The 13,712-nt window shown below is 70.8% G+C and carries 4 protein-coding genes; 3 read left to right on the top strand and 1 reads right to left on the bottom strand.

Annotated elements, in window-relative coordinates; translation table 11 throughout:
• Positions 1–23 precede the first annotated feature (23 nt).
• From OG753_RS30880 to OG753_RS30870, 3 genes are all read left to right on the top strand, one after another.
• A complete protein-coding gene (locus OG753_RS30880; protein ID WP_405790962.1) occupies positions 24–7,064 on the top strand; it encodes a DEAD/DEAH box helicase in 7,041 nt (2,346 codons plus the stop codon).
• Positions 7,065–7,099: 35 nt separating this feature from the next.
• Positions 7,100–9,472 carry a UvrD-helicase domain-containing protein gene (locus tag OG753_RS30875; RefSeq protein ID WP_405790961.1) on the top strand — a complete coding sequence of 791 codons (2,373 nt, stop codon included), beginning with the start codon at positions 7,100–7,102 and terminating at the stop codon, positions 9,470–9,472.
• A 73-nt stretch (positions 9,473–9,545) separates the two neighbouring features.
• On the top strand, positions 9,546–12,119 hold the full coding sequence (locus OG753_RS30870; protein ID WP_405790960.1) for a DUF262 domain-containing protein: 2,574 nt from the start codon (positions 9,546–9,548) through the stop codon (positions 12,117–12,119).
• A gap of 233 nt (positions 12,120–12,352) precedes the next feature.
• Here OG753_RS30870 and OG753_RS30865 read toward each other — a convergent pair whose 3' ends face one another.
• Positions 12,353–13,690 carry a class I SAM-dependent RNA methyltransferase gene (locus tag OG753_RS30865; RefSeq protein WP_405790959.1) on the bottom strand — a complete coding sequence of 446 codons (1,338 nt, stop codon included), beginning with the start codon at positions 13,688–13,690 and terminating at the stop codon, positions 12,353–12,355.
• Positions 13,691–13,712 lie beyond the last annotated feature (22 nt).

Below are 13,712 nucleotides of genomic sequence, written 5' to 3'. Positions count from 1 at the left end.
ATCTACGGGAGGGCCGGCGAGCCATGAGACCCACACTCGCCGCGCAGGCACTGCGCGAGACCACGGTCGAGTATTTGACCACCACCTTCGCGCTGGCCGAACCCGCCACCCAGCAGGCACTCACCGACTTCCTCACCGACCCCGCCGACGGGCTCTTCCGCGGTCCCTACCTCCGGATCCGGCGGCCCTTCCGGGCCGCCGAGGACGGCTGGCAGCAGCACCTCGACTGGTACAAGGACGATTTCTGGCCGTACGCGCACCAGGCCGAGTCCTTCGCGCGCCTGACCACCAAGGGCGGGCACACCCCGCAGCCGACACTGGTCACAACCGGTACCGGTTCCGGTAAGACCGAGTCCTTCCTCGTGCCCATCGTCGACCACTGCCGTCGCGCGAAGGCAGCCGGCAAGCCCGGCATCAAGGCCGTCCTTCTCTACCCGATGAACGCCCTCGCCGGGGACCAGGCCGACCGGCTCGGCAAACTCCTGGAGGACGAGCGGCTTGCCGACGTCACCGCCGGGCTCTACATCGGTGAGGCCAGCTCGACCGCGAACGGCTCCCCGTACGGGCGGGTCATGGTCGAGCGGGCCGAGATACGGCGCAATCCGCCGGACATCCTGATCACCAACTACAAGATGCTGGACCTGCTCCTCCAGCGGCAGCAGGACGCCCCACTGTGGGCCGACGCGGACCTCGCGTACATCGTGATCGACGAGTTCCACACCTACGACGGCGCCCAGGGCACGGACGTCGCCATGCTGCTGCGCCGGCTCGGCAAGGTGGTCGGAGCCTCCGAAGACGGGCGCCCGCTCGGCTCGATCTGCCCCGTCGCGACCTCCGCGACCCTCGGCGAAGCACCTGTAGCAGCTGACAAGCAGGTACAAGGAGGCTCCGGACCGCGCGCCATGCTGGACGTGGCCTCGCAGGTGTTCGGTACGCGGTTCCCCGACGACTCCGTCATCGGGGAGGACCGGCGTGACCTGAACTCCTTCCTGCACCCCGTTGATCTGTCCCTGCCGCTCCCCTCCCCCGCCGAACTCGCGGCTCTCCCCGAGCCTGCCCCCGCCGACCACGGCCTGGACGACATCGCACGCGCCGTCCTCGGCTGCGACACCTCCGACCCCCGCGAGCTCGGACGGCGGCTGCTCGCACACCCCCTCACGCACCAGCTGCTGGGCGCCGACGTGGACCAGCCGCTGACCGCCGAGGAGGTGCTGGGCTCCTTCCCGGCCACCTCCGCGTGGTGCGTCGCGGCGGCCCAGGACCCGAAGACCGCCGCCGAAGCACTGGCCCGGTTCATCGCCCTGGTCTCGGTGGCCCGGGCCCCTGATGCACCCGCGGGCCAGGACCGGCCGCTCCTGTTGATCGAGACGCACCTGTGGGTACGGTCCCTGTCGCGCGTGCTGCGGTTCGTCTCGCCGACGCCGGTGTTCTCCTGGTCGGACGCCGACCAGGCCGCAGCCACCGCGGTGGCGTCGGCCGCCCAGGAGGAGCGGCGCCGGAAGGCGGCACGCTCCGGGCGGCTGCCGTCTGCGTACTGTCGGCACTGCGGGCGCTCCGGCTGGTCCGCCGTGTGCCCCGAACGCAACCCGTCCTCCCTCGTGACGGCCCCCGACGACATCTACCGGCTCAGTGCGGGCGGCGGCGCCGGCAAGGCGCGGGTGCGTGCGCTGATCACCGCCACGCAGGCCGAGGCGGCCGAGCAGGCCCGGCGGGCCCTGGCACGCAGCCTGCGGCGCGGGCGCCGCTCGGCGACCCACGAGGCCACCGTACTGGTGCTGGAGGACAACGGCGAGACGCTGCGGCGCGTCGACCCGGACGAGGTGTTCCTCGCCGACGGGCGGATCGCCGAGGCCCCGGAGAACGGGGTCTTCGTCAAGGCCTGGTTCGACAACGCCGACCAGGACGACTACGCGAAGCAGGACCGGTGCCCCGCCTGTGGCCAGGCCCAGGGCATCCGCTTCCTCGGTGCCGGTGTGGCCCCCCTCGCCTCCGTGGCGGTCACCCAGCTGTTCACCGGTGGCGAGCTGCCGAAGAAGGACGACGAGGGCAGTGACCGGCGCAAGACCCTGATCTTCAACGACTCGGTGCAGGACGCCGCGCACCGGGCGGGCTTCGTGGCGAGCCGGGCATGGAAGTTCTCGTTGCGCGCGCTCGTGCACGAGCAGTTGGCGGAGCGCTCCGCGGAGGTTCTCGGCTTCGACAAGGACGGTGTGCCGCTCAATGAGCTGATCGCGGCTCTGGTGCGCCGGGCCTCCGTCGACAAGGAGAAGCTCCTGGCTTCCGTCGTGCCGCCGGATCTGCACGACGTGGACCGGGTGAAGCGGCTGCTGGCCGGCAAGAAGCGCCTACTCAAGGGCACTTGGGACCTGGTCGGCGAGCGTCTGGCCTTCAACGCCCTGCTGGAGTTCGGGCTGAACTCCCGGCAGGGGCGCACCCTGGAGCTCACGCGTACGGTGGCCGCGGAGGTGTACCTCCCTGATCCGGAACGAGCGGCGAGGACGGCCGAAGGACTGTACGAGGAGCACCTGCGGCGGCAGCTGCCCGTGGACCCGCAGGGCGAACTCCCGGCGGTGGACGGCCACGAGGACGATCTCGCACCGGCCCCGAAGCCGGCCCTCCCGGCCTCCGGGCCCGAACGGCTGCGCCGCTTCGAGGGGTTCGTACGCGGCCTGCTGGAACACCTGCGCGTGAGCGGAGGCGTTCAGCACGCCTGGCTGAACGGGTTCATCGAGGGCGAGGGGCGCAGCCGCTACACGATCTGGACCGGGCGCCCCGAGGGCATGCAGGCGTTCGGCCGGAACTCGGACGCTCCCGCGTTCGTGTTGTCCGGAGCGCGTTCGGGCCGTACCGACTTCGAGCGGGTCGACACCAAGGAGAGCTGGTACACCGACTTCGCCGAGCGCTGTCTGGGCATGGACCGCGCGCTGGCGGCGGGATACCTGGCCGAGCTGCTGCCGCGGCTGGCGGACCGCGAGATCGGGGCGCTCGCGTACCGGCGTACCGGCGAGAACAAGGCCGGCGGCAACAACAAGGGCCACGGCGTGTACGGGCTCACCCCCGGCCACGTCCGGGTGCGGCCGCTCAGCGACGAGCAGACGGCGCATGCGGCCCTCGCCTGCCCGGAGTGCGGCTGGACGCAGACCGTTCCGCCGGAGCGGGTCGGGGTATGGCAGGGACTGCCGTGCCCGCTCAAGGGCTGCGCGGGCGAGCTCGCCGTACCCTCGGCACAGGCCGCGGGGCGGGCCGCGCGGGACTACCGGTCGGACTACTACCGCCGGCTGTACCGCGAGGCCGGCCCGTACAGCGTCGTCGCCGCCGAACACACGGGCGTGCTGACCCGCAAGGAGCGCGAGGAGGTCGAGAAGGGGTTCCGGCAGGGTGTCCGGCACACCGACCCGAACGTGCTCTCCTGCACGCCCACCCTGGAACTGGGCATCGACATCGGGCAGTTGGAGGCGGTGATCCTTGCCTCGCTGCCGCCGAGCACCGCCGGTTACGTACAGCGGGTGGGCCGCGCCGGCCGGTCGACGGGCAATGCCCTCATGGTCTCGCTCGCCGACACCAGTCCGCGCGCGCTGTACCACCTCTCCGAACCGCGGCAGCTCATCGCGGGCCGCATCCTGCCCCCCGGCTGCTTCCTGTCGGCGGGCGAGCTGCTGCGCCGCCAGTACACGGCGCATCTGCTCGACCTGGCCGCACGCGGCCGGCTGGAGGGCGTACAGCCGCTGCCCGACCGGGTGACGGCGCTGTTCGGCCGCGTCGGCTGGTTGCGGCGGTTCGAGCAGGCCGTGACGGGCCGGATGGATCTCGTGGGCGAGTTCCTGGACCTGTTCCCCGAGATCGGGGGAGTGCCGGACTCGGGTGTGTCGCGCGATGCCCGCAAGGCGCTGCGCCGGTACGCGGACGGGGGTCTGGCCGAGGCCCTGCAGGAGGCCGAGGACGCCTGGGAGTCGGAGCGGGCCGAGCTGGTGGACCGCCGCGCCATGATCAACGAGGCGGCGGAGGCGCTGCACGAGAACGTCGAGGACGAGGCGCGGGAGAAGCGCAACCTCGCCCGCGAGGCCGCTGCTGTCGGCAAGCGGGTACAGGAGTTCGCCCAGGTCGGAGCACAGGCCTTCCTCGTGGAGCGGGGCTTGCTGCCGAACTACAGCCTGGTGGAGGACGGGGTGCGGCTGGAGGCCGCCCTCACCCGCAAGGAGCCCCCGCGCCGGAGCCGGGCGACCGTATCCGGCGAAGCACCCAAGTCGCAGTGGCGCACCGAGAACCGGGTGTACGACCGGCCGTCGGAATCGGCGCTCACCGAGCTCGCCCCCGGCAACTCGTACTACGTCCGCGGCTACCGCCACAAGATCGACGGCTTCGACCTGGGGCCGCGCCCGAAGGAGGGCGAGGAGGACCCGCGTTCGGCCGTGGTCGCATGGCGGGTCTGCCAGGAATGCGGGTACGTCCGCACCAAGAACGCGGAGACGGACACCGCGCCCTGCCCGCGCTGCGCCGGTCCCGGCATCGGCGGGCGGACCGCCCTGCACCACGTCATCGTGCCCCGCAAGGTCACCTCGCGCGACAAGAGGGACGACGCCCGGATCATCGACGACCACGACTCGCGCAACCAGCGGTACTACTCGACGGCCACGGCCGTGGACATCGATCCCGCCGCGATCAAGGAGAGCTGGCGGCACGCGGGTACGACCTTCGGTGTCGATCACGTGCGTGAAGCCGTGATCCGGCGGTTCAACCTGGGTCCCGCCAAGCTGACCCGGCGGCCGGACACGCACTTCGCCGGGGCCGAGGTCAGCGTCACCCCGTTCGTGGTCTGCCCGCTGTGCGGCGGTGCGTCGGACCGCGAGCCGGGGCACGCCCCCGTACAGGAAGAACTGAGCGAGTCGCTGGCCGGGCGCCCGGAGCTGGCGCACCACCGGCCCTGGTGCCCCACCCGGCGCCGGGACCGGCCCGTGCACGCCGAGGACCGGCGGGTGATCACCGCCACCGAGCACAAGACGGAGGCGCTGCGCATCCTGCTGCAAGCGGCGACCCTCCACGTGCCGGAGCGGCTGGCCTCGTTCTCCGCCGCCCTGCACCTGGGCCTGGCCCTGCGCTACGGCGGCGATCCGGCGCACATCCGTTCCACTCCGAGCACCGAGCCGGACCGGGAGAGCGGCCTGACCCGGAACTACCTGGTGCTGTACGACTCCCTGCCGGGCGGTACGGGATACCTCCAGCGGCTCGTCGAGGGCGAGGGCGAGGAGTTCCGGGCCGTCCTGGCGGCGGCCCAGGCGTATCTGCGGGACTGCCCCTGCAGGGACGGGCGGCGGCGCGCCTGCCACCTGTGCCTCCTCGGCTACGCCCCGGAGCGGGAGTACCCACTCCTGGACCGGCAGGAGGCCCTGTGGATGCTCGACGACATGCTGGGCGAGGACGGCCGCAGCCGCTGGGCGGTACACCCTGTACGCAAGGATCAGGCGGGGAGGGAAGCGGCCGAGGAAGAGGCCCGGATCCGCTTCGCCGAGCAGGCACAGAGCGATCTGGAGCGGCGCTTCATCGACTGCCTGGACCGTTGGCTCGCCGATCCCGCCCACCAGGCCGATGTCGACCACGAGGAGACGCCGACCGGGCGGCACGGCAAGCAGTTCACCCTGCGGCGGCGGGACGGCTCGCCGATCCGCTGGGAGTCGGTGGCCCAGAAGCCGCTGTACGCCCAGGGCACCGTGCCCGACCTGCTGTTGCGCCCGGTTGCGGGTGAGACGACGAGCGACGGCGCGCCGCCCATGCCCGTCGCGATCTACCTGGACGGATATCGCTGGCACGCCTCGGCAGCCACCAACCGCATCGCCGGGGACGCGGCCAAGCGCGCCCGTCTCCGCGCCGACGGCACCCTGGTCTGGCAGATCACCTGGGACGACGTGATCGCCTGGGAGAAGGAACTGCGGACGCAGGCCGGACGGGGCACGGCCGAGGACGACGGCGGCGTAAAGGCACTGCTGCCCGCTCTGGCCGGCCCCTCGGCGCAGGCGGCCTGGCCGCCGTACCCGGTTCAGGGCGAGAGCACGCCCGGCGGGAAGGCCCGGGCTGCCTGGGAGAAGAAGACCCTGAATGCGGCCGAGATCGACCGGCTCTACACCGGTGCCATCCCGGCCCTGCTCGGATTCCTCGCCGATCCTGACCTCGGCCGATGGCGTGCTCTGGCACGCCTCGTCGTGGGGGGTCTGATGAAGCTCGCCCAGCGCGAGGACGTGGTCGACGCCGACCCCAAGACCGCCGTGCCCTGGATCGAGTCGGCGCTGCGTGACGAGGCCACACCTGCCGTCGGCGGTAAGGGGCTACGGCTCTACCCCGTGCGGGACTCCTCGGGTCTGCCCTTCGTGCTGATAGGCGATGCTCGGGTGCAGCCTGCGGGGCTGAGTGCCCTGGCCGTGCTCGACGATCGCGACGAGGCCGTACGGGGTGACGGCGCGGCACACCGGCGGCGCTGGAAGGCCTGGCTGAGCTGGGGAAACGTACTCCAGTTCCTGGACCCGACCGGTACGGGCCGGGCCGACGGTCTCCAGCTCGCCCGCAGCGGACTGGACTCGTTCGATGCCGGCTTGCTCGCTGCGACAGCCGTCCGTGCCGACGGACTCCTGACCGCGCTCCGCGAGGAGTTGCCCGGTAGCGGGCTGCTGACAGCGGGATCGGAACAGGAAGAGGCCGCGCCGGCCGCGGAGCCGGAAGCGGCGCCGCCCTCGTCCGCCGCAGCGGCCCCCGATGCGGCTGGAACACCGACCGCGGTCGAACGGGCTGCCTGGGAGGTCGTCCTGCGCGAGCTGTCGTACATGGGCGACCCGGCGATCGACGCACTGGCCCAGGCACTCGCGGCGCGCGGCGACGTACGACCGGCCGAGGCCGGCTGGGATGCCGACGGGATCTCGCGACCGCTCGAACTCGCCTGGCCCGACCGGCGGATCGCCATCGTCCTGGGCGAGGACGCGGAAGACGCGGCGTACATGGCCGAGTGCGCGGCGGCGGGGTGGGAGGTCCGGGCACCCGACGGCTGGGACGAGGAAGGGCTGGCCGGCCTGCTGCGCTAGCAGCACGGGGTCGGTCGGAGAGGGAGGGAGTGGACATGAGCAGTGCGGTCAGGACTCAGGTCGCCGTCGCGCCGCAAGCGAACGAGGACATCAGGCGTCTGGATCCGGCGACGAAGAACGCGGTGGGCGACTTCGTCCGCAGGCTGCGGGCGGACCGCTCCAACCGCGCCCTGCGCCTCGTTCCGCTGCGCGAGGCTGGGGCGAACGGGCGGCTGTACCTCGCCACGCTGGACGGCAGCCGGATGGGCCTGTTCCTGGAAACGGAGGAAAACCGCTTCAACCTGCTCGCCGTCCGCGTCGGCGCGACCGCCCGGGACGAGCTGGCCCGGCTGACCGTGGAGATCAACGCCGTCTCGGGCGGCGTCGAGCTCGTCGACCAGAGCGAGGTCAGCGCCAACGTCGTCGCTCTGCCGGTACGGCCGGAACCTGACGCCGGCGGGCACGAGGAGGCCCCGGCCGCATCTGCCGACGGCGCCGACGGGTCCGTTCCCTCACCACGGTCCCTGTCCGTCCCGCTCTTCGCCCGCTACCCGGACTCCGAACTCGTCGGCCTGGGAGTCATCGCCTCCCTCCTCCCCACGCTGCGTCGGGTCACGGACGACCGACAGCTGGAAGCGCTGCTGTCCCACAACCTTCCCGGGCTCACCCGCGACGTGTTGCTGGCTCTGCACGACGGCATGGAGCCGGACGCGGTCCGCGAACACATCACCAGCAAGTGGCAAGCCGAGGAGGCCGTCGATCCGCATGACTGGGCCAGGGCCGCGCGTCGGCCGGTGTCCCAGGTCAGCACGGAGGACGCGGCGGTCCTCGATGCCCTCGGCGACACCTTCGACGCCTGGCGGCTGTTCCTCCACCCCGAGCAGCAGCGGCTGGCCACGGCTTCCTTCAAGGGGTCCGCCAAGGTCACGGGAGGCCCCGGCACGGGCAAGACCGTCGTCGCCCTGCACCGGGTCCGGCACCTCGTCGCGCAGCTGCCGCCGGGAAGGACCCGCCCGGTGCTGCTGACGACGTACAACACCAACCTCGCCTCCGATCTGAAGGACCGGCTCCACCGCCTCGGCGGTGACGAGCTAGTGAGCCGGGTCGACATCAAGTCCGTTGACCAGCTGGCTCGCGAGGTGGTCGAGCAGCAGCCCACTGCCGTCCTCGGTACTCCGCTGGGCGACGAGGAGGCCTTGAACCTCTGGCACACCGTGTGCACGGAGGCCGGAGTCTTCGACTACGACGCGGAGTTCCTGGACTCGGAGTTCAAGCACGTCATCCTCGCCCAGGGCTGCGGAAACGACCGGCTGTACTTCCGAGCCGAACGCAAGGGCCGGGGCAAGCTGCAGCGTGAAGAGCGCCGGCAGGTGTGGCAGCTGGTCGAAATGTATCGGGCGCATCTGGCTCAGCCACCGCGCCGGACCACGTACGCGCTCATCGCGGACGAAGCGGCCCGGATCGAGGAGCGCCGCATGGCCAAGGCTGCGGAGCAGGCCCGTTACAAGGCGGAACACGGCGGCCTCGACCTCATCCACCGCGAGGCGGGCAGCGGCATGTGGCTGAAGCCCCGCTACCAGCACGTCATCGTGGACGAGGCGCAGGACCTGTCCGCATCGCACTGGCGCATGCTGCGCGCGATGGTGGCACCGGGACCGAACGACATCTTCCTGGTGGGTGACGCACACCAGCGCATCTACTCGCACCAAGTGGTGCTGGGCAGGTTCGGCATCAGCACGCCGGGCCGGGCATCGAGGCGACTGACGCTCAACTACCGCACCACACGGGAGATCCTCGGCAGCGCACACGGCCTGGTGCACGGAGAGGCGTTCGACGACCTCGACGACGGGGCCGACACGCTGAACGGGTACCGCTCCGTACTGACCGGGCTCGCTCCGCAGTACTGGCGTGCGCCGGACTGGCAGACGGAGATGCGGACGGTCGCCACGCTGATCAAGGAGCGGCACGACCGCTACGGCACTCCCTATGCGGCCATGGCCGTCAGCGTCCCCGACAAGGCAGCCGTGACCCAGCTCGCCTACACCCTGGCCTCCGCGCCGTTCTTCATTCCGGCCGCCGAGATCGGCCGGGACGGCCCGCGTGACACCGACACGGTGCGGATCGGCACCATGCACCGGTTCAAGGGCCTGGAGTTCCAGCGCGTATTCCTGGCCGGTGTCAGTGAAGGCCTTGTGCCGCATCAACGCATCGAGGCGTTCCGTCTGGCCAATCCGGCCCGGTACCGCCAAGAGCAGCAGCGGGCCCGCTCGCTTTTGTTCGTGGCCGCCACCCGGGCTCGCGACGAACTGGTCGTGACGTGGAACGGCAAAGCCAGCCGCTTCCTGCCCGAGGACGCGGACCGCCAGGCCGGGAGGGCAGCCGAGCTGCTGGCAGGCGACGGCCCACCGTCCGGCTCGGCAGCCGCTTAACAGCTCACCAGGCAGCTGGTCCGTTCACGTTCGTGAGCACCAGAACCAACCGAATCGCCACAAAGGGGGAGTAATGCAGGCGAAGGAAACCCTGTTCGCCGATCTTGTGCAGGGAAGGGCCCAGCAGTTCCAGGTGCCCCTGTACCAGCGGACGTATTCCTGGACGGAGAAGCAGCTGGGTCAGCTGTGGAGCGACATTCTGGAGCAGGCCGAACTGATCGAATCCGGGGAGCCGGCGAGCACCCACTTCCTCGGTTCCGTCGTGCTTGCACCGTCCCCGCAGAACGAGGCGACTTTCCCCCGCTGGCTCGTTGTCGACGGTCAGCAGCGACTCACGACGCTCTCCCTCGCCCTGGCAGCGATCCGTGATCACGTCGCCGGGTCCCAGCCCGACGAGGCGGAGCGCATTGACGAGGAATACCTCATCAACAAGCGCAAAAGCGGCGACGACCACTTTCGTCTGCTGCCGACCCAGGCCGACCGGTCCCAGTTCGCCTCACACATCCGTGGCCACGAGGCGGCAACGACCGTCGGAGGCAGCGTGGCCAACGCCTACCAGTTCTTCCGCCGCAAGCTCGTGGCCGTCGGCGATCCGGCGGCATCCCAGGACGTGTTCCGCATGGAGCAGGCCATCACGTCACGCCTCACCCTCGTCGCGGTAACCGCTGAACGCGGCGACAACGTGCACCGCATCTTCGAGTCGCTCAACAACACCGGTCTCAAGCTCAGCCAGGCGGACTTGCTGCGCAACTACCTGTTCATGCGGCTGCCCACCCGAGGGGAGCACGTCTACGAGACCCGCTGGCTGCCGATGCAGGCGAGCCTGAGCAACGACGAGCTCGAACAGCTCATGTGGCTGCAACTCGTACTCGACGGGGACGACCGGGTCCGCCGCCAAGACCTCTACACGGCCCAGCAGCAGCGCTTCGAGCGACGGGAGACGGGCGAGGAAGCCATCGAGGCGTACATCCGGGAGCTGCACCGGCTCAGTTCTCTCTTCCGGCGGCTGATCCACCCCGAGGAGGAACCGGACCAGCTGGTCCGCGCCCACCTGCACCGCCTGAACGAGTGGCAGTCCCAGGTCACGTATCCGGCACTCATGCTGTTGCTCGACCGCCGCGAGCGCGGGGATCTGGACTCCGCCGAAACGGCCCGATCCTTGTCGTACATCGAGAGCTTCCTCGTCCGCCGGATGATCTGCCGGGTGCCGACGAACAACCTCAACAGGATCTTCCAGGCATTGCCCGGACAGCTTCCCCGCGATCTCCCTGTGGCCGACGGCCTGCGCCAACTCCTCTCCTCCGAAAACCGGTTCTGGCCCGACGACGACGAACTGCGCGAGAAGGTCCGGACCGCCCCGTTCTACCAGTTCGGGCGCTGGCACCAGCGCAAGTCGGTACTACAGCGCCTGGAAGAGAGCCACGAGCATCCGGAACCGGTGGACTTCGCGGCCGCGCAGCTCACCATCGAGCACGTCATGCCGCAGTCCCCTGGCGACGAATGGCTGCAGATGCTGGGCGAGGACGTGGCGGACGGGGAGAGCACGGAGGAGCTGCACGCCCGGCTGCAGCACACTCTCGGGAATCTGACGCTCACCGCGGTCAACTCAGAACTTTCCAACCATCCGTTCGAGCGCAAGCAGGATCTCCTCCACGGCAGCCACCTGGAGATGAACCGCCGTATCGCGGCCACCGAGAGTTGGGGGGCGAAGGAGATTCTGGCTCGCGCCGACGAGCTCGCCGCCCGCGCGATCGGTCTGTGGCCGGCTCCCCTTCGTGGGGTGGGCAGGGCCGAGCGCAGCCGGGACTGGCAGCTGGCCCACCAGGTACTGGCTGCGCTCCCCCACGGGACGTGGACCTCCTACGGCGATCTCGCAGCCTTCATCGGCTCCGGCGCCCAGGCCGTCGGCAACCACTTGGCGGACACTGCGGGTGTCGTAAACGCGTACCGGGTCTTGACGGCCGACGGCAAGGTAGCCGACGGCTTCCGGTGGGCGCCCGAGGAAGCGGGAGGAAACGTCCGATCCCGACTGACCGCCGACGGCATCCACTTCACCGGGAGCGGAGCAGCTGACCCCGCTCAGCGCCTCACGGCTGACGACCTCGCCCTACTGCTTGGGGGTACCGGTGACGACGTGGACGGTGCGGAGACCACGGAGCGCGCCGATACGGGGGGCCCGGGCGAGCAGACGCGCGCCGAGCGTTTCTTCCATCAGTTGAACGTCGACGACTCCCCCGAAACAGTTGAAGCGGTACGTGACGTCTTCGCCCACTGGGAGGAGCTCGGCGGCTGGATCGGGCACGGCTCAGGGCGCGTCACCACCAGTGCCTTCCTGATGCTCGGCGACGCGGGCAGTCCGGGCCGCGGCATCTGGCCGCTCACCCTGTACCCGGGCAGCGGGCGCGGCGGCACGGCGGAGGTCGTGTTCCAGCATCTGGCCGGCCGGGAGCCGTTCACCGACCGCGCGCTGCGCTCCGAACTGCTCCGGCGTCTCAACGAAATGGAGGGCGTCGACATCCCGGAGGGCAGGCTGGACCTGCGTCCGAACATCCGGCTCTCCCTGCTGGAGAAGGACGCCAACCGCGAGCGCCTCTTCGAGGCCCTGGCGTGGTTCCGGGACCGCTGGGAGGCGCGGGACCTGTCCTGAACCTGAACACGGTCATGGGGTTTGGCGACCGGACGTGAGCCGTGCAGTCGCCACGGCAGGGCCCTGCACCTCGTGATGTTCCCTGCCTTCGCAGGCCTGGAATCGTCCACCCTGCTCGAGCGACAGGCCTCCCTCCGGTTTGAGCGTGGAGGGAGGCCGGGCGGCGCCTGGTACCGCCATTCCTCATGGACAGCCACAGGTCGGGTGAACTACCGAAACTGTGAAATCACAGGTCAGGCGCCCTTGGCAATCGGTTCCAGGATCGCCACGCACTCCACGTGGTGCGTCATGGGGAAGAGGTCGAAGACGCGGAGCGTGCGGACCTTGTAGCCGTTCTCCCTGAAGTAGCCCAGATCGCGGGCCAGGGCCGCCGGGTCGCAGGCCACGTACGCGATCCTGCGCGCCGAGAGGCCCGTGATGTGGCGGACCGTCTGCTTGCCCGCGCCCGCGCGCGGGGGGTCCAGGACGACCAGGTCGCACTCCGTGATCCCCGTCTTCGGGAGGATCTGCTCGACCTTGCCCTGCTCGATGCGGACCCGCGGGAAGTCCGCCAGGTTGTGGCGGGCGTCCTCCACCGCGCGCTTCGTCGACTCGATGCCGAGCACCGCGCCCGTCTCGCCGAGGCGTTCGGCCAGGGCGCCCGCGAAGATGCCGACGCCGCAGTAGAGGTCGAGGGCCATCTCGCCCTTGCGCGGCATCAGGCCCTGCATGACGGCCTTGATCAGGGTGTCCGCGGCCTGCGGGTGGACCTGCCAGAAGCCGCCCATGCCCACGCGGTACGTACGGCCGTCCGCGCGCTCCCGTACGAAGGGGCGGCCGTGGACGCGGTGGACCCCGCCGTCCTTCTCCTCCACGCGCAGGACGGAGACCGGCTTGTCCAGCTCCACCAGCGGGAGGCGGCCGCCGGGGCGGGGGGTCAGGACGACCTGGCGGTCCTGGGAGCCGGTCGCCGCGATCGCCTCGACCGTGGCCATCTGCGGCCAGTCCTGCTGCTCGATGCCCAGCTCGCTGACACCCGGGGCGGCGATCATGCAGTGGTCGATCAGTTCGATGTCGTGCGAGCGGTGCCTGCGCAGGCCCGCGTTGCCGTCCTCGTCGATGGCGAACTGCACGCGGGTGCGCCACTGCGGCACCTGCCCTGCCGGCAGCTTGTCGCCCTCGGCCGGCATCACGGTGCCGTCCCAGCCTGCCTCCTCGGGGGTGAGCCCGGCGAGCCGCTTCAGCTGCTCGGCGACGACCTCGCCCTTGAGCCGGCGCTGGGCACCGGGCTTGGCGTGCTGCCAGTCGCAGCCGCCGCACTTGCCGGGGCCGGCGTACGGGCAGGGGGCCTCGACCCGGTCCTTGGAGGCGTCGAGCACGGTGATCGCGTCGGCGCGCAGGAAGCGGGAGTCCACGTCGCCCTCGGTCACCCGGGCGACGACCTTCTCACCGGGCAGGGTGTGGCGGACGAACAGCACGCGGCCGTCCTCGGTCCGGGCGATGCAGTGCCCGCCGTGTGCGACGGGGCCGACCTCGACCTCGTACTCCTCCCCGACCAGTGACTGCTTCTCGTTCTGCTCGACGCTCGTCATGGTGGGGAGACTCCAAAAAACT

This window comes from Streptomyces sp. NBC_00029 (assembly GCF_045160505.1).
In the GTDB taxonomy this organism is placed as follows: domain Bacteria; phylum Actinomycetota; class Actinomycetes; order Streptomycetales; family Streptomycetaceae; genus Streptomyces.
Note: the sequence above shows the minus strand (reverse complement) of the source record. Positions and strands in the feature narration are given on the sequence as shown.